The organism is Flavobacterium sp. CF136 (assembly GCF_000282055.1).
Classification (GTDB): Bacteria; Bacteroidota; Bacteroidia; order Flavobacteriales; family Flavobacteriaceae; genus Flavobacterium.
This window is the reverse complement of sequence record NZ_AKJZ01000019.1, coordinates 1-19,332: the sequence shown is the minus strand read 5'-3', so window position 1 is coordinate 19,332 and position 19,332 is coordinate 1. Positions and strand designations below refer to the sequence as shown.

At 35.5% G+C, this 19,332-nt stretch carries 14 protein-coding genes; 5 read left to right on the top strand and 9 right to left on the bottom strand.

Annotation, left to right across the window (positions count from 1 at the left end; genetic code table 11):
* Positions 1-110: 110 nt before the first annotated feature.
* Positions 111-1,757, bottom strand: a complete 1,647-nt coding sequence (locus PMI10_RS08375) for an alpha-L-fucosidase (protein WP_007806650.1) — start codon at positions 1,755-1,757, stop codon at positions 111-113.
* 281 nt (positions 1,758-2,038) lie between these two features.
* Here PMI10_RS08375 and PMI10_RS08370 point away from each other — a divergent pair, with 281 nt between their 5' ends.
* The 5 genes from PMI10_RS08370 (at position 2,039) to PMI10_RS08350 (ending at position 5,648) form a co-directional block, all read left to right on the top strand.
* Positions 2,039-2,866: a helix-turn-helix domain-containing protein gene (locus tag PMI10_RS08370; RefSeq protein ID WP_238539459.1), complete on the top strand. Its 828-nt coding sequence runs from the start codon at positions 2,039-2,041 to the stop codon at positions 2,864-2,866.
* Positions 2,867-2,998: 132 nt separating this feature from the next.
* Positions 2,999-3,580, top strand: coding sequence for a Crp/Fnr family transcriptional regulator (locus PMI10_RS08365; protein WP_007806647.1), 582 nt, complete (start codon positions 2,999-3,001; stop codon positions 3,578-3,580).
* 160 nt (positions 3,581-3,740) lie between these two features.
* Positions 3,741-4,343 (top strand): isochorismatase family protein, encoded by a 603-nt coding sequence (locus tag PMI10_RS08360; RefSeq protein ID WP_007806644.1) that lies wholly within the window; start codon positions 3,741-3,743, stop codon positions 4,341-4,343.
* A 69-nt stretch (positions 4,344-4,412) separates the two neighbouring features.
* Positions 4,413-5,147, top strand: coding sequence for a pirin family protein (locus tag PMI10_RS08355; RefSeq protein WP_007806643.1), 735 nt, complete (start codon positions 4,413-4,415; stop codon positions 5,145-5,147).
* A 9-nt stretch (positions 5,148-5,156) separates the two neighbouring features.
* On the top strand, positions 5,157-5,648 hold the full coding sequence (locus tag PMI10_RS08350; protein ID WP_007806639.1) for a cupin domain-containing protein: 492 nt from the start codon (positions 5,157-5,159) through the stop codon (positions 5,646-5,648).
* A gap of 178 nt (positions 5,649-5,826) precedes the next feature.
* Here PMI10_RS08350 and PMI10_RS08345 read toward each other — a convergent pair whose 3' ends face one another.
* From PMI10_RS08345 to PMI10_RS08310, 8 genes are all read right to left on the bottom strand, one after another.
* A complete protein-coding gene (locus PMI10_RS08345) occupies positions 5,827-7,809 on the bottom strand; it encodes an alpha-L-arabinofuranosidase C-terminal domain-containing protein (protein WP_007806637.1) in 1,983 nt (660 codons plus the stop codon).
* Between the two features lie 212 nt (positions 7,810-8,021).
* The gene (locus tag PMI10_RS08340) at positions 8,022-9,461 is read right to left on the bottom strand and encodes a glycoside hydrolase family 28 protein (RefSeq protein WP_007806635.1); all 1,440 of its coding nucleotides are present in this window, start codon (positions 9,459-9,461) and stop codon (positions 8,022-8,024) included.
* A gap of 74 nt (positions 9,462-9,535) precedes the next feature.
* Positions 9,536-10,732 (bottom strand): mannonate dehydratase, encoded by a 1,197-nt coding sequence (gene uxuA, locus PMI10_RS08335; protein WP_202948184.1) that lies wholly within the window; start codon positions 10,730-10,732, stop codon positions 9,536-9,538.
* Positions 10,733-10,902: 170 nt separating this feature from the next.
* Positions 10,903-11,718: an SDR family oxidoreductase gene (locus tag PMI10_RS08330; RefSeq protein WP_007806632.1), complete on the bottom strand. Its 816-nt coding sequence runs from the start codon at positions 11,716-11,718 to the stop codon at positions 10,903-10,905.
* Between the two features lie 93 nt (positions 11,719-11,811).
* Positions 11,812-13,449: a sodium:solute symporter family transporter gene (locus PMI10_RS08325; RefSeq protein ID WP_007806630.1), complete on the bottom strand. Its 1,638-nt coding sequence runs from the start codon at positions 13,447-13,449 to the stop codon at positions 11,812-11,814.
* A gap of 55 nt (positions 13,450-13,504) precedes the next feature.
* Complete coding sequence (locus tag PMI10_RS08320) at positions 13,505-14,653, bottom strand: acyltransferase family protein (protein WP_007806629.1); 1,149 nt, start codon at positions 14,651-14,653, stop codon at positions 13,505-13,507.
* Positions 14,654-14,937: 284 nt separating this feature from the next.
* A complete protein-coding gene (locus PMI10_RS08315; RefSeq protein ID WP_007806627.1) occupies positions 14,938-18,084 on the bottom strand; it encodes a glycoside hydrolase family 2 TIM barrel-domain containing protein in 3,147 nt (1,048 codons plus the stop codon).
* A 66-nt stretch (positions 18,085-18,150) separates the two neighbouring features.
* A complete protein-coding gene (locus PMI10_RS08310; protein WP_007806626.1) occupies positions 18,151-19,023 on the bottom strand; it encodes an inositol oxygenase family protein in 873 nt (290 codons plus the stop codon).
* Positions 19,024-19,332: the final 309 nt, after the last annotated feature.

The window sequence follows — 19,332 nt, the reverse complement described above, 5'->3', positions numbered from 1 at the left end:
TATAGAATTCTAAAAGTACCGAAAGGTTTTTTCCTTGCAAAATTAAGAAGTCTGCATTATTATAACCCATTGGGTGTAATTATATCATTTTTGTACGCAGTTTTTTAATTCTAAATTATTTCCAAAGCATTAGCATAAGAAGCTTCCGGCTTTTGATTTGGAAAATAGACTTCAAGAGCGTCTGAATTCTGTTTGAATTTCAGTTTTTCTCCTGTACTGACTAATCGAATCTGTCTTATTGTTTCAGTATGATACGGATTAGATTTTCCTAAACTTTTAATAATTGCAGTACCGCTTTCTGGCCAGGCCATTATGGTCGCAAAAAGTATTTTGTCTTTTTGTACAAAACGAATATCTTCTGAAGTGTAAGGTTTCCCTTTTCCTTCGTTGAATCCCTGAGCTGTTAATGCTCCAGCACTTTCTTGTTGTGGACCTTCGCCAAATATTTTCCAGGGACGCGTACCATAAATACTTTTACTGTTTAGTTTCATCCAAACCCCAATTTCTGCAACAATTGCGCGTTCTAATTCGTCGATACTTCCATCACCACGAACTGGAATATTAAGCATCAAATTACCGTTTTTACTCACTACATCGATCAGGGTATGAATAACGGTCTTTGCTGATTTGTAACGCTTGTCTTTGTAAACACCACGATCATAGTGCCAGTTGCCAATACAGGTATCTGTTTGCCATGGCAAAGGTTCTATGCTGTTACTCTGTCCTTTTTCAATATCCCAGACCATAGCTTTTTTTTGCTGCTCGTCTAATATTTTACCTGTAATTACTGCCTGAACTGTTTTATTTTTCCGGAGGCTTTTATTATACATGTGTGCCGCAATACGTAACCCCGCATCGCTTATAGGCCACAGAGGGAATGCCGTATCGTCAAAATAAACCAAATCAGGATTGTATTTATCGATCAAATCTATTGTTCGGTTGTGAAAACTTTCAATATATTCTTTTGATGGTATAGAAGCGCCATCTTCCCAATTCCATTGACTGTGTATTCCGACATTATCTGAACTGTTTTTACTTAATGGATGATTTTGCGCATACAATTCCTGAGGATCCAAACCTTCCCACCAGGTCCCTTTTCCATCCGCTTTAGTAAGATTCCCATCATAAGGAACACCGGCAAGGGCTCCGTTTTTGTCAGAGCGCTGTGATGTTTCATACCAAGTCCAGGCATGAGCAGCGTGAACGCTTACTGCAAAAGGAAGTCCTGCTTTTCGGGCTGCTTTTTCCCATCCGGCTATAATATCTTTTTTAGGTCCCACTTTGACTGAATTCCAGTTAGGCTGGTATTTGCTGTCATACAAATCCAGATTATCATGATGATTAGCCATGGCCATGAAATATTTGGCTCCGGAATCCTTATATAAATTCACCAATTCTTCGGGATTCCACTTATCGGCTTTCCAAACATTAATTACATCCTTAAAACCAAATTTTGAAGGATGACCATATTTTTCTACATGAAATTTATATTGCCAGGAATCTTCCTGATACATACTTCTTGCATACCAATCACCAGCTTCGGGTTCACACTGAGGTCCCCAATGTGCCCACATTCCAAATTTAGCATCCCGAAACCAATCCGGCACCTGATACTTGCTTAGAGAATTCCAGGTAGGCTCAAACGGTCCTTTATGAACAGAAGGAGCACTAAAAAAGTTTTTTTGAGCCAATAAAGGAGATAAGTAGAGGCCTGCTAACCCTGATGCTGCTAATTTTAAAGCATTACGTCTATTCATAATTTTATGTATTTCCGATTTTATTTATTTACTTTATAGCACAGTTTTTAAATACCTGTGATTTGCTAAACAAATCAACATTGTGCAAACATTTGTTATATAAATTTTATTATTGATTTTTTTAATCCTAAAAATTTAAAATAAACAAAAGCAAATGTAGCCGATGCATAGTACATTTCATTTATACAAAAACGATTTTTTATTATTCAAAAACGACTTTTACTATTATTATGCCCAAAAGTATTTTCAAATATTCTTTCTCCTTATTACATGTAGACTATGTGAAACTTAATCACAATTGGAATTATAATAATGTCATCAGTCCTTATTATCGATTGTATTATATTGATGATGGCACAGGATTTATATCAGACAGTACTGACCGCTTAACTTTAGAACCGGGGAATCTATATCTTATTCCCAGTTTTACGATATGCAACCTGAATTGTGATGCTTATCTGAGTCAGTATTTTATTCAATTTTTTGAAGAATCTCCCGATGGAATATCATTGTTTAATAACAATAGAAGTGTTATGAAGATGCCCGCCTCAGAAATTGATGTAATGCTTATTAAAAGATTGCTTCACAGTAATCCCGGAAGAGGAATTAATCGATCAGATAATCCTAAAGTTTATGAAAAAGAAGCTTATTACAAGGAATATCAATCACTTAATAATGAAATGAAAACGCATCAAAAATTTGAAAACCAAGGCATTCTTCTTCAGTTGATTTCCAGATTTTTAAGTTCAAAGGATTTCAAAATAAACAATTCTCAGTCAGTACCTTCCAAAATATTGAATACGATGAGTTATGTGCAGCTCCATTTAGACGAAAATCTTACTGTTGCACAATTAGCCAAAAGAGTAAATCAAAATCAGGATTATTTTTCAAAACAATTTTTGATTCATACCGGACAAAGACCCTTAAACTATATTCATGAAAAAAAGATTGAAAGAGCCCAATACCTCATTGCAACTACTGATAATACTTTTTTAGAAATCGCCATGAATACCGGATTTTCCAATTTACCTCACTTTTCAAAAATATTTAAACAAATAGTAAGTCTGACTCCGGGGGAATACCGCCAACAAAACAGCCACTTAAAATAAGTAACTTTTACACATACAGCATTATTCTTTCTTTTCTTATGATGTAAATCAAGCTTATTCTTCTTTACATTTTACCTCCTCTTTTATGATATATAATTAATATGTACCTTTAATTTTAAAAAAATTAATACTATGTATGAATCACTATTTAGCTATATCCACCAATATAGTGAGTCTCCCCTTACGGCTGCTGATGAAATATTGATTAAAAAATCATTTGTCCCTGCGACCTTAAAAAAGAAAGAATTATTCCTAAAACAAGGGGATGTTTGTCAGTATACAGGCTTCATATTACAAGGTGCCATGAGGCAATACAGTATCGATAGCAGCGGTACAGAACATATTATTCAATTGGCTATTGAAAACTGGTGGATGGTTGACCGTGAAAGCTATCTGATGAAAACTCCCTCTGTTTATAATATTGACGCCTGGGAGGATACTAAGTTACTGATTTTAAAGCTGGCTGATTTAGAACGTTTACTAACCATCCCGACTATTAAAGAAATGTTTTGGCAAATGAATCAAAGCAATTTTATAGCCTCACAAAAAAGATTAAACTACTCTATTACATTACCTGCCAAAGAAAGATATGAGGCACTATTAAAAAATTATCCAGATTTTGTACAACGTTTTCCACAACACACAATTGCTTCTTATTTAGGTATAAGTAAAGAAACACTTAGCCGTGTTCGTAGTAAATTATTCCAAAAATAGGAACTTTACATCAACTAAATTCCACTAACCACTCAATACTTTCCAATATTCTTTTTTGACATATGTCATCGTTTTTTGCTCTTCATCCAAGGTAATTTTGCTTTATAAAATCACCGAAAAGGTTTTTAAAATTTAATAAAACAATTAAAACTTTAGAAAAATGAAACAGTTTAAAAAAGATGACACAGTAATGTTATTGATAGATCATCAAACAGGTACACTTAATTTTGCAGCAAACAGGCCTCACGAAATGATAGTAAGCAGAACCAGGGCTCTGGCAAAATTAGCAAAGGCTCTTGATATTCCGGTTGTACTTACAAGCAGCCAGGAAGACCATGCTCAAGGTCCATTATTACAGGATTTACAGGATCTGCTTCCGGAAGAATTTGAAAACCGGGTAAAAAGAGCCGGAATCACAAACGCATGGGATGATCAGGCATACAAAGCAGCAGTATTAAAAACCGCAAACGGAAGAAAAAATGTTATCATGGCAGGACTAACAAATGATGTTTGTATTGTTTGGCCTTCTATATCAATGCAGGAAGAAGGTTTTGATGTTCAGGTTGTTATTGATGCCGGTGGTTCTCCCTCTCAAATAGCCGATGATATCGCACAACAAACCTGGGAAAGCAAAGATGTTAGAACTACAACAATAAATCAGTTAATATCTGAAATGGTACATAATTGGGCTACAGAAGATGGACAGAAAGTACTGCCAATCCTTTTTGAAGAAGTAATGTCAAAAGTGGGTCAGTTTTCTTAATCTGAGACTATAATTATTGGGGAGCAAGGCAATGATCTCTCATCGTCCGCTCCCTTAAAAAATAAAGTTATGTTACAAAAAATAAATAATTCGATGTTTGTTGGTAATGGTCCAATCAAAATATTGTATCCCGGGACTGCCCTTTCAAACACTGATACCGGGATTGGCAGTATTGGAAGGATTGACCATCCGGAGATTCACGGAAATACGATTATTAGAATGCACCCTCATATTAATGATGAAATACTTTCTTATTTCAGAACTGGACAAGCAGAGCACAGTGATTCTGAAGGCTTTGTAAAGACAATTGGTAAAAAAACACTTATGCTGATGAAAGCTGGTAAATCTTTTTACCATGAAGAAAAAATCTTGGGACAAGATGAACCAATGGAAGGATTACAGATTTTTATCCGTCCCAGTAAAAAGGATCTGAATCCCGAAGTAGTTTTTCTGGATCTGAAAACTATACACAGTGAAAATAAATGGCGGCTATTGGCGTCACCTAATCCGGACACAACGTTTCAATTCAGCAGTCAAACCTGGTTGTACGATATGAAACTTTTGCAGGGCAACAGCTCAGAAATTCCTGAATTACCAAAAAGCAACCTTACGGCCCTACTTTACGTTTTTCAGGGATCAGTTCAGGTAAATAGTACCATTGATCTAAGAAAAAAGGAAGGCATCGTGTTTAAAAACGAGTCTATTATCATTAATGCTCCTGAAGATGCTGAACTGGTATTATTCGTGACTGATGAGGAAGGGGAAATTTTTAAAGATGGAATGTACAGCGGTAATCAAATGTAAAATGTAATTATGGATTCAACGATCAGTATTATAAATAAAAACGAAGGGAAGCTATTAGGTGTTGCAGGAGGTAATTACAGAATTATTATTTCAGGCAAAGAAACCAATGGCAACTATGCTGTTATCGAAATGATAGTTCCTCCGGGAGGTGGACCATCGCCACACGCACATCCGAACACTCAGGAAATGTTTCATGTCCTGGAAGGTGAAGTAGAATTTAAAACCGAAACAGGCAAGCAAATTGTCAGTAAAGATGGTTTTGTGAATATCCCTTTTGGTGGAACCATACATTGTTTTAAGAATACGTCTGAAAAATATGCCCGGTTACTTTGCACAGTTGTCCCGGCTGGTCTGGAAAATTTATTTGACGAAATAGGAACTCCTGCACTGCCTGGCCAATTTTTGCCGGTCCCAGAACTAACTGAAAAGCGCAAAGAATTTTTAAAAGAAATAGATTTGAAATATGGCCAAAAAACATATCCTCCTGATTTTCTGGGGTAATGCGATAGTCAGTAATACAAATCACAGACAATATTCTTCATAATATCATGATAATTTCTTCAGGTTATAAAAAAAATGATTTGAAAATTGTATTTCAAGAGTCACAAAATTAAATCCCGTTTCGCAATGAAACAGGATTTTTTATGACTTATTAATTGTAGTTTAATTGGATTCTAAACTATTTCATCTTTAACTTCAAAACAGTTACGGAATAAGCAGGTAAATTCATTTGAGCTTTCTGACCTTTCAAATTATACTCACTTTCTTTTGGGCTTATTTTTTTAGGTTCTGCAAAAGTGTTTTCATCTTGTAAATTCGCACTTGCAAGCGTAATAACAGAACCTTTTGCTGCTAATTTACTTCCCTTCAAATCAACTGTAACCTCTTGTGTCGTTGCCGATGTATTCACCAATTTTATAATTACTTCTTTGGTATTGATATCTTTTACAGCAGATGCGTACAGGTTATTTTCTCCTGTTAATGGTTTCCCATCTTTAACAATAGCCAATAAATCAGTTCCTTTATTGGTTGAAAACAATTTTTGCACATAATAATTAGCTGATCCGTAAGCTTCTAAATTATTGAACCAAATCATGTCCGGTGTCCATTGCCACGCATCTTCATGAGCCATTAACGGAGCATAGGAAGACAAATTAACTACTTCGGCATTTCGTTCTAATCCAGTCATGAAAGCCGCTTCCGAAAAGGCACATTCCCAATTGTTTCTGTTACTTGTTTTATCACTCGAAGGACTTTGGGCGGCATATTCCCCGGCAAATATTTTCGGTCCTTTTCTGTCGTATTTATCATAACGGGTTGCATTTTCCCTAAACCATTGCGGGCTTTTATAATAATGCTCATCTATAAGTTCCGCATTTAGCTTTTTAAGCTCTGCCATTCCAAAATCGAAATGTTCCCCGTCCGGAGATGGTCCGCTTCCGGAAACGATAATGATATTTGGGTATTTTGATTTTATTGCTTTTTCAAAAACTTTATACCTTTCTATATAATCCGGTCCCCATTGCTCGTTTCCTACACCAATGTATTTCAGGTTAAACAGTTTTGGATGTCCCATATCCGAGCGTAATTTTCCCCAGCGTGTATCTTCTCCTCCGTTGGCAAACTCGATTAAATCTAAAGCATCTTGTATGTAGGGATCCAGTTCTTCTATTGGGGCTAATTCACCTGTATTATACTGGCAAGCCATTCCACAGCTTAAAATAGGTAATGGTGTTGCCCCGATATCTTCTGAAAGCTGAAAATATTCGTAAAATCCTAATCCAAAACTTTGAAAATAATCCGGAGTCTGTTTATGGCTGAACTCCATATTCCAACGATTAATCATTGTTCTTCTGTTTTCTACATCCCCAACCGATTTTTTCCACTGGTAACGATCTGATAAAGTTCTGCCTTCAACAATACAACCGCCGGGAAAACGTAAAAATCCCGGTTTCACATCATACAAAAGCTGAACAAGATCTTTGCGTAAGCCGTTTTTTCTGTTTTTCCAGGTATCCTCCGGAAACAATGAAATCATGTCCAGATCAATTGTTCCTGTTCCTTCGAAAGTTATTTTTAATTTGGCTTTAGCCTCTGTTTGGGTGGTTGTGAATTGTGCTGAATAATTTTTCCATTCATTCGATGTTGGAATAATACTGGTTTCGCCAATCACTTTTTTGTCTTTATCAATAAACTGAATGATTATTTTTTTGATAGCTCCATCATGATTAGCCGCTTTTAAAGAAAGATTGTATTTTGCGTCTTTCCTGACTCCCATTCCTCTAAATCCTTCATTGATTATGGCATACCCATGGGCATCATTTACCAGAACCCTGCAAAAATTAGAATTGGTTTTGTTTTCCTCTTTGATAGTTACAGCAACACCTGATTGCAAGTTTAAAGAAGATCTTTTAGTATTAGGCTGTTCCCATCCCATTAAAGGTTTATCAAATTCAAAAGATCTGTTTTTAATCATTTCGGCATATAATCCGCCGTCTGCAGCAAAATTGATGTCTTCAAAAAAAAGACCAAACATAGTGGGCTGAATCTTTGTGATGGTTTTAGTAACGTCAACTTCTAAGGTTGTCTTTTGGGCATGTCCATAAAAGCTGTTGAATAGCAAACCGCCAATGATGATTTTTGTAAATATGTTGTTTTTCATTTTTGTGTAATGGTTGATAATTTAGTCTTGCTAATTTATTTAAAGTTTTATTTCAAAAACGATATTCAACAGAAATATTATTATTTTTTTAAAAGTAATACTTTCAGAAACCAATGTCATCCTGAGCGGAGTCGAAGGCTTTTTAGATGTAAAGGGCTTCGACTCCGCTCAGCCTGACACCTGTTTTCAGTTGCATCCAATTGGTTCTTTTATTATTTTTTCACAGCTTCGTATTTATCCGGAAAGGCCGATTCTCCATCTAAATTATTCACTTTCAAAACATCCACATTTTTACTTTCAACAGCATATTTGAAATAATCAGGTTTGTTTTTCCCCCAAGTCACGGAACAATTCTGAACTTTTATGTTTTCGGCCGTATCAAAATAAAATCCTGATGTACTGCCTTTTACAAAACCTTCCAATTTTGAAGGACGACGATCATAAACTCCTCCGGGAAAACCTGAAATTTTATCAATAGAAACATTCACTCCTTCAAAAACAATATTTTTAATTTTATCCTTGGTTTCTCCGCTCACATAGACACCGTTTTCTCCAAAACACTGAATATTGGAAAAATAAATATTACTGATTGTCCCCACTTTCCCTTCGGTAGCTCCTTTTGGAAAACGCCAATTTGCATCTTTATGGTTTCCGCTTGCGCGACTGTATGCCGTCACATAAATAGGTTCTGCTTTTCCCCACCAGGTATCGGTAGTTAGTCGCCCTTCAATAATCATGTTAGAAAAAATAACATCACTCACCGTTCCTTCATCCCTATTTTGAATCCCTACTCCACGGTTACTCTTTTTAATGATACAATTATTGAACACTACTTGTCTGATGGCATCCATGTTTTCTGAACCAATTTTGATGGCACAACTGCTGCTGGTCATCGTGCAATTCGTAACCGTTATGTTTTCGCAGGCACCAAATTCTTCAAATTCTCTTCGATTTTTTAGACAAATGCAATCATCACCGCTTTCGATATAACAATCACTAATTCTAACATTTTTTGAATGATCCAGATCAATACCATCGCTATTACGAACTTTTAAACTGTTCAGCAATGTAATTCCGCTAATGACAACATCATTACAGCCCACAAGATGAACGGTCCAATAAGCCGAATTTCCTATATGAACATCTTTTATTCGGATATTCTTCCCTCCAATAATCGTAAGAACATGAGGACGCGGATCTAAAATATTGAAAGGTTTCAGCACATAAGCATCTTCCTCTTCGGCTCCCATAAACGAAATGCCGTTTCCATCAATTTTACCGCTTCCGCTAATAGTAAAGTTCTCTATGTTCTTACCTCCAATCCAAATTGTTCCTTCTCCTTTGTTGTCACGAAAAGCACTTTCTGTGTATAATTTTTCATCAGGGCTTGCCAATATTTTAGCTCCTCCCTCAATATGCAAATCCACATTCGATTTTACATTAAATGGCCCGGACAGAAACGTAAACGGTGCCGGAATCAATACCTGTCCGCCTGTTTTACTGCAGGCATCAATAGCTTTTTGAATCGCTATAGCATCATTGGTTTTACCGTCTCCTTTAGCTCCATATTTTTTGACATCATATACTTTCTGCGCTACTGCAGTCAATGAAATACAGAAAATAATTATAGCAATTATAGGTTTCTTTATCATTTTTTTTATTTTTTAAAAGCTTAAAATAGAATTAATTGAAAGTTTAGATCCCTACGGAATGACAAAATTGTGTTTTAATTACTTGTTACTCCCCATTTCATCGAACGAATAATCCCTTCTTCAAGTCCTCTTAATTCAGCCAATCCTCTTAATCTTCCAATAGCAGAATAACCCGGATTTGTTTTTTTATGCAAATCATCCAACATCTGATGACCATGATCCGGTCTCATCGGAATAGTAAAATCCAGTCTTCCATCAGCAAATCTGCGTTTTTGCTCGATCAATATTTCTCTAACGATGGTAAACATATCGACATTCCCTTCTAAATGATTGGCTTCGTAAAAATTACCCGATTCATCCCTTTGTGTACTTCTTAGATGTATAAAATGTACCCTGTCAGCAAATTTCTTAAACATCAGTTCCAAATTATTTTGTGGAATTACACCAAGTGAACCGGTGCAAAATGTGATTCCATTATTTCTGCTTGGAATTTGATCAAATAAATAATCGAAATCTGCTTCTGTGCTTACAACTCTCGGTAATCCTAATATTTGGTAAGGAGGATCATCAGGGTGTATGCACATTACTACATTATTTTGTTCTGCAACAGGAATAATTTCCTGTAAAAAGGAAACCAAATGCTGTTTTAGCTTAATTGAATCTATTGCAGCATAAGTATCTAACGTTTTTTGAAACTGTTCAAGCGTGTATCCTTCTTCCGCACCCGGTAAACCTGCAATTATATTTTTGACCAGTTTAGTTTTATCAGCATCGGTCAACGTACCTAAATACTCCTTTGCCTTGTTTATTTGGACTTCGGTATATTCTTTTTCGGCATTAGGTCTTTTGAGTAAATAAACATCAAAAGCAGCAAAAGCAGTTGTATCAAAACGCAAGGCTCTTGATCCGTCTTCCACTTCATAATCCAAAGATGTTCTTGTCCAGTCTAAAACAGGCATAAAATTATAGCACACTATCGAAATGCCGCAACTTGCTAAATTTCGAATGCTTTGCTTATAGTTTTCGATATAGACTTTGTAATTCCCAGTTTGGGTTTTGATATTTTCGTGAATAGGAATAGATTCTACTACAGACCATATTAATCCGCTATTTTCTATTTCTTTTTTTCTCTTGCTAATTTCATCCACAGGCCACACTTCTCCATTTGGAATATGATGCAACGCTGTAACAATTCCTTTTGCCCCTGTTTGTTTTATATCTTGCAATGTAACCGGATCGTTAGGTCCGAACCATCGCCAGGTTTGTGTCATTTTCATATGATGATATTTTTATTTTTTAATGGAATGTGAAGGCTTTTTACTTAGAGAGGGCTTCGACTCCGCTCAGCCTGACACCTATTTTGAATGCACCNNCTGACACCTATTTTGAATGCACCAAAACGNNCTATTTTGAATGCACCAAAACGTTAATAGATATTATTTTAAACTCCGCTAAAAACAGAAAATCCTCCGTCTAAGGTTATTTTTGATCCTGTAACAAATTTTGAAGCATCACTTAATAACCAGATTAAAGCCCCTATCAATTCTTCCGGATTTCCAAAACGATTAAAAGGTGTATTTTGAATGATTAAATTCCCTCTTTCGGTCAGGCTTCCGTCTGTATTTGTCAAAAGCGTTCTATTTTGTTCAGTTAAGAAAAAGCCCGGTACAATAGAATTCATTCTTATTTTATCTCCAAATCTATTTGCTAATTCAACCGCAAACCATTTTGTATACGAATCAATAGCTGATTTTGCCAGACTATATCCTAATACTCTTGTTACTGCATGGTCTGATGAAACGGATGAAATATTTACAATACTCCCGGTTCCGGTATTTTTTATGACTTCGCCAAAAATTTGTGTTGGTAAAATTGTCCCAAACAAATTCAGGTTCATCACTTGTTGCAATGCTGACATGTTCAGTTGAAAAATATCCTGTCCCGGCTGGATTACTGCATCTGGCATATTTCCACCGGCCGCATTTACCAGTCCGTCTATTTTACCATATTTAGACAAAATTATTTCACGGGCACTTATAAGGTCCATCTCATTTGTTACATCTGCAATCAGTGCAATTGCTTCGCCTCCCTGATTTACAATTGAGGCTGCTCTTTCATTGGCAATTTTTTCATTTCTGCCCAATACACCTACAATACCGCCTGCATCAGCAATGCCATTAATAAAAGCTTCTCCTAATATTCCGGTTGCTCCGGTTACCACTATTACCTTTCCTTTTAATGAAAAATCGTTTTTCACATTCTTGTATTTAAAATTTTAATAAATAAGTTTTTTTTCAAATTTAAAAATTACGACACTTATAAAACCACCACATTTGGATTAAATCTAAAATTACCAAAAAACAGTATACAACGCTACCAGTATTCCGCTAATAATAAAGGAGCCAATAATAAACTCTGAAGATACTTTGAACATTGACGTATCCACTTCTATCTTGTGAGCTTCAAGTTGTTTTTCTGATACAGGGTTCAAAAGGCTAATAGCAACCATTAAAAATACTATTATAAAGAAAGAGATGGTCATTCTGTCTAAAAATGGATAATCCGGAAAAGCACCATCTGTCCACATCGGCAGAAACTTTAATACTGCAGCGATAGGAACCGTTAACAATGCGCCGGCAAGTCCTGCTGCAGGTGTTGTTTTTTTCCAGAACATTCCCAGTAAAAAGATAGCCAGAACTCCCGGAGAAAAGAAACCTACATATTCTTGTATGAACTGATAGGCCTGATCTAATGATTTTAATTGAGGGGCTACAACTGCTGCAATTACCATACAAACTATTACACATACTCTTCCGGTAAGCACCAGTTTTTTTTCAGATGCTTCTCTGTTAAAATATTTTTTATAGATGTCTAAAGAAAAAATCGTGGAAATACTATTGGCTTTACCTGCCAAAGAGGCTACAATTGCTGCTGTTAAAGCTGCCAGGGCTATTCCTTTTAATCCGGCAGGCAATAAATTCATCAATGTTGGATAGGCATGATCCGGTTTTAAAACCCCTGCAGCATCGACCATTTCCTGCTGAAACATTCCGTTTTGATGCATTACGTACATTGCAATACCGGGTAAAACTGCAATAACAGGAACTAATAATTTTAAAAAAGCAGCAAACAAAATTCCTTTACGGGCCGTTTTTAAATCAGCTCCCAAAGCTCTTTGAACAATGTACTGGTTACAACCCCAATAGGCCAGATTATTAATCAGCATACCGCCTATTAGTACAGACATTCCTGGCAGCTCAGCATAATGAATGTTCGATTTATCAAGTATCATATGCAGATGACCTGGTGCCTCATCTTTTAAAACTGAAAGCCCTTTCAGAATATCTTTCCCAAATCCAAACTGTTCTGACAACAAGGTTAGCGACAAATAAGTTGTAACCAAACCTCCCAAAATCAGTACTATAACCTGAAACATATCAGTATATCCGATTACCTTCATTCCTCCTAAAGTAACTATAATGGAGAATATACTCAATCCTATAATACAAAATTCAAAACTAATTGGTGCAATAGATGAAATAGCCAAAGCACCTAAATAAATAATAGAAGTAAGATTTACAAATACATAAATCAACAGCCAAATTATTGCCATTATAGTACTTACGGTACCATTATATCTTTTGGCCAGAAATTGCGGCATCGTAAATATCTTATTTTTAAGATAGACCGGTAAAATAAATATGGCCACAACAATTAATGTGGCAGCGGCCATCCATTCGTAAGAAGCAATAGCCAATCCGATGGCAAAACCCGAACCGCTCATCCCGATAAAGTGCTCTGCCGAAATATTAGAGGCTATCAATGATGCGCCAATAGCCCACCAGGTAAGGGAACCTTCTGCCAAAAAATATTCGTTAGAACTTGTAGTTGCATTTTTCTTGCTTCTGTAAATATACATTCCGTAGGATGTAACGATGACAAAATAAATAAGAAAAACAATGTAATCTGCGGTTTGTAAGGTGTTCATAATTAGGTTGGTTTATTTTTGGTTGATAGTTGATAGTTTGTGGTTTTTGGTGTTGTCAGACTTTTAAAAACCACTTTTTCTTGTACAGAAAATAAAGCAAAACGAGTTGTATAAGTGTTACTGATAAAGTTATAAATACGGGCTGCCAAACTAAAGGAGAAAATTTAATCAGTCCTCCAAATACAAAATCTGCAGTATGTCCAAAATTTACCAGTCCCTCGGATGCCATATAAATCAGAATGGAGTTTGAACCAATTAGTATTAAAGGAAAAGCCCATTTATGAAAGCCCAATACATCGATTATCAGGTAAAAAAACGTAAAAAACAAAATACTGCATCCACCTACAAAACACACGAAAGAGCTTGACCATAAGTGTTTATTGATAGGAAAATCATAATTCCAAATAAGTCCTATACCTATCAGAACAATGGCTGAAGCGACCATTATCAATATTTTTTTGTTTGTCGAAAAATGATTAGCCTTAATTTTTAAAAACGTCCCCAGAAACATTCCCAACAAAGCAGTTGCAACTGCCGGTATTGTCGAAAACAAACCTTCGGGATCATAAACCTTGCTGTGTAATCGACCTGGCAAAAACATCCGATCAATATATCCTTCCAGTGAACCTTCTTTGGTTAAAACACCTGCACCAAAATCAGGAACCGGTATTAATTTCATGGCTAAATAATAACCAACCAAAATACCTATAAACCAAATGATCTGTTTCTTTAAATTAAAATTTAAATAGATAATTCCGGCAAAAAACCACGCCAATCCAATACGTCCCAATACACTGGCAAAACGCGTTTGGTCATAGCCGTCAAACCGTAATAATCCATTTACTATAAATCCCAGAAAGATTAAAATACAGGTCCTTTTTAACATGGACAGGTATATTTTTTTCTTTTCTTTGGCTGGCAATTCCATTGGCGTATTCACACCTGCAATACTCATTTTCTTCTCGAAAGAATAAGGCATCGAAACTCCGGCAACAAATAAAAATATTGGAAATATCATATCATAAAACGTAATCCCCTCCCATTCTGTATGATGCAATTGTGATGACATCCATACAAAAACAGGAATTGGAGCGGCTTTTGCCAGAGCATGTATGATATGTTCTCCGCTCATAATCCAAAACATAACAAACCCTCTCAGAGCGTCCAAAGAAACTAATCTTCCATTTGTAATTGTTTTACTCATATTTTACTTTATTAAAAGCATATTTCAACTATTTATTTCTCCAGAAGAGCATCAATAATGTAGATGATATTTTTATTCGAAATTTTTAGATTTCATAATTATCTAACACACTTCGACTCCGCTCAGTGCAGGCTGGAAACATAGATTTTACTTTTTTCATAAAAGAGAATAAAAAAGAAACTCGTTTCTTCACACATAGTTGCTATGTGAATTTTAATGAGTGAAACGTCTTTTTTAAGCTTACTAAAACTATGTTTCTATGTGTTAAACTTTTAAGGTTATATTTATTCGATTGGTTTTATGACAAATCCGTAGCTGTATTCATTTTGTTTCAATAAATATTGTTCATGCGGATATAATCCCCAACTATTGTCTCCTCCTAACCCGCGCTGGGTTAAATCCACACAAACCACGACTTCTTTTCTAGGCGTAATATCGCTCAGATGCATATTCTTTTTGGTTAATCCCGGGTCAAAATCATCCGGGTAATTATTCAAAGTACTCATACCTAAAGGCTGCAATCCTTTTATTTCAAACCCGTGGCCGTTACTGTTTGAAAGTTTAAACCATCGAACATCTGTTTTATATCCATTTTCCTGCGGACGTGTGTAGGGCACATATTGGTCTGCAACTTTACTCTGATAAATTCCTTTAAGGGATGATGTATTTCTGTCCGAATAATTTTCCCATGGCCCTCTTCCGTAATAATCAAGATTTTCCAGCGTATTTTTAAGAGAGAAAATCATTCCGAAACGAGGTATATCGGGTAATGGATTATTGCCTTTTTTGTATGAAGGCTGTACCTCTAAAGCCCCGTCACTACTCAGTGAATATTTGATTGTATATTCAGAAAAAACATCGTTAAGCTTCAATTTTGCAACAATACTGGTTTTTCCGTTTTCTTCAACCACCTGAATCGTTTCTAAAGTGCAATTTTTACCGGCAGTCCGCCATATGTTGTTTCTCACAGGCATTTTATTTCCAAAATCATTATCCGTTGGCGCTCTCCAAAAATTAGGCTCCGGATATTGCTTAAAATACTCCTCTCCTTTTAAACTGTAATACGAAATTAACCCGGTCGTTTTACTAATCTTAACTATCACATTAGCTGTACTTAAAACAAATTCATTTTTCTCTTCTTTAACCTTTGAAGAGGAATCCGTTTGTTGCGTTTTTGCAAAATAGTTTTCACTTTCTATAACAAACTGTTCTCTGGCAATTTCAAAATTTTGAGGCAGTAATTCCGAACCTATTTTGGTGTATGCAAAAACATTCAATAAATATTCTGTTCCCGGTTTTGATTCCAGTTTAGGTAAATTAATTTTAAATTGTTTTTGTGATTTCGGATTTAGAGCAACATCAATTTTACCTTCTTTTATAATCTTCCCGTTTTCTAAAACCTGATACTTGAAATTGTACTGATTCAGATTTGTAAATCCAAAATCGTTAATAATTTCAATTACTCCATTTTTAATATCTACTGCTTGAAATAAAATATCCTGATACACTTTTTTGACTTCAAACGCTCCAGGATTTGGTGTTCTATCTGGCATGAGTAATCCGTTATTGCAGTCATTTTCGTCATTTGTATAATTCTGGCTTCCCATATCACCACCATACGCCCAATATTTGCGTCCAATTTCATCTTTCATTTCGAATCCCTGATCGACCCAATCCCAAATAAATCCGCCCTGCATATTTTTACTGCTTCGGATAATATCCCAATATTCCTGAAAATTTCCGTTACTGTTACCCATTGCATGTGAATACTCACACATGATATACGGGCGGGCTACTTCTTTACGCGCCGCATATTCTTTCATGTACGCAATTGTTGGATACATTGGACAGACAATATCTGTATTTTCGTTTTCTTTTGCCTGCTCAAATTGCACCAATCGGGTATTATCCCTCTTTTTAATCCATTTGTAAGCATCATGAAATACAGGCCCGTTGGCACTTTCATTTCCTAATGACCAAAGGATTACCGACGGTGCGTTTTTGTCGCGCTCTACCAAACTGTAAATTCTGTCCATGTGAGCAGCATGCCATTCCGGAAGATGACCCGGATTAGTTTTTGGATTCATATAAATAAGAGGCTGCCCTTCCACTCCCATTCCGTGGCTTTCGATATTGGCTTCATCAACTAAAAATATACCATATTTATTACACAACTTTACCCATAATATATTGTTAGGATAATGACTGCAGCGAACTGAGTTTATATTCAGTTCTTTCATCAATTTGATATCCTTCATCATGGTCGCTTCATCCTGATAATGTCCTGTTACAGGATTATGCTCATGAATATTTACGCCGTGAACCATTAATCTGACTCCGTTTACCAATAATTGTCCGCCTTTTAGTTCTACTTTTCTGAATCCGATCTCAGTAGAAACGGTTTCTATTATACTGCCGTTTTCATTTTTTAATGTAAGCAGCAAAGTGTATAAATTAGGTGCTTCACTGCTCCATAATTTTGGACTGGATACGTTTTGAGAAAAATTAATTGTCTGCGTTTTATTGCCTTCAAAATTTACTTTTAATGCTTTGGTAAAAATAGTTGCCCCGGAAGCATCTACTAATTTAGCCTCCAATGTTTGGTTATTTCTGGCAGCAGATGTAAGGTTTTTTAAATTAACATCTATACTTAAACTGCCATTTTTGTAATTGGAATCTAAATCAGGTTTTGCGAAAAAATCCGAAATACGAATATCATCGGTACTATACAAATAAACATTTCTGTCAATGCCTGAGAGTCTCCAGAAATCCTGATCTTCAAGATAAGAACCATCACTCCATCTGTAAACCTCAACAGCCAAATTGTTTTTTCCCGGTTTCAAATATTTAGAAATATCGAATTCCGCAGGGCTTTTTGTGTTTTCAGTATAGCCCACTTTTTCTCCGTTAACCCAAATATACATGGCCGATGTTCCTGCTTCAAAATGAAGGTAAACATGTCTGTTTTTCCAATTTTCAGGCAGAATAAAATCTTTTTTATACGATCCGACAGGATTATCAGAATGGTTGATAAAAGGAGGATTTCTTTCAAAAGGATACGTAATATTGGTATAGATTGGAATACCATAGCCTTGCAATTCCCAGTTTGAAGGTACCTGAATTTCTTTCCAGTTAATAGTACTGTAATCAAGCCTGTAAAAATCTTTTGGACGTTCATCTGGTGTTGGCGACCAGGAAAATTTCCATTTACCATTCAAAGAAAAATACCACGGTGAATTCGTATAATTATCCCTTATTGCTGATATTTCATCTGCATAAGGAAGGAAAGCAGCCCGCGCCGGTTCTCTGTTAATTTGAAACACCTCAGGGTTTTCCCAATCATTTTTATTGGTTTTTTCCTGCCCTGAAACAGTTACCCCATAAATTACAAAGAGACACAGCAAAAGTATTCTGGTTTTGATTTTCTGCATTTATTTTATTTTTAGCTATCTTCCAATAGAAAGAATTACAAAATTCAAAGAAATAATAAAGCCTGTTTAAAACTTCATTTTCTCCGGTAGATATTTAGCTACTAATTCTTTATAATACGGCAATAACGCTTTAACGTCCGGTTTAACAGGAGCTTTTGTATATAAATCATAAGGATTAAACTTTCTTACCCAATCAAACATTTCTATGTCTTTTTCATTCATCAAATGTGCATAGGCATTTTCTTTATGCTGCGAATAAAAAGAATGATATCTAATCATGTACAAAGCGGGATCCGGCAGGTAGTCTTTCATTATCTGATACAAATACTCATCATGTCCCCAGCTCATTTTTACATTATCAAGACCGCAATTTTCAGTGTAAACACCAAATTTGGTATTGAATCTTTCGTCTGTGTAATCAGGGTTTTCTTTAAAAAATTCCGGATATACGATTTTATCCGAATACGCACAACCTACAGGAAAAGTATCTCCTACAACTGCCCATTGCGGTTCTCCAAACAAACATAAAATTTTTCCGAGATCATGGATAAAACCGGTAAGTACAAACCAATCCGGGTGACCATCAGCCCTGATTGCTTCAGATGTCTGCAAAAGGTGCTGCGTCTGATCTAAATCAATATCCGGATCGCTGTCGTCAACAAGGGTATTTAAAAAATCAACCGCTTCCCAAATTGACATTTCTTTTTTATTAAACTTCAAAAATTCTTCTTCTTTACTGCATACAAAATCATAAGTTTGATAGGTATGGTTTATTCTGTAAAACTCTTTAACGGTTTCTACTCTCTCTGAATCTACATAATTTCTAAATTCCTCTTTTTCTTTTACAGGCTCAGACGGGTCAGGATATCGTAGTAACAAATCATCTTCCCATTCGTCTAAATTATGTAATGGATTATCTGTATCTATTGGTTTTTTCATAAGACTTAAATTAAAAGTTATAAGACAAAAATAGAATTACCAATAGAAAACAAAATGGACTAATACATCAAAAACATGGATAGATTTTAATTTAGTATGATTTTTTGTTGAAAAAATCATACTAAATTAATTTTCGACTCAACAATAGACAATTAATTTTCAGTAGTTTATGTGTACAACATTGTTTTTTTGAGATACAGTATCATCACTATACGGAGACGCACTGCTGTGCGTCTTTACGATTAAAAAATATGCAGATAATCTATATTCGATTCAGCATAAGGAAAAGGCTTTTTTGTCATTTCTGTA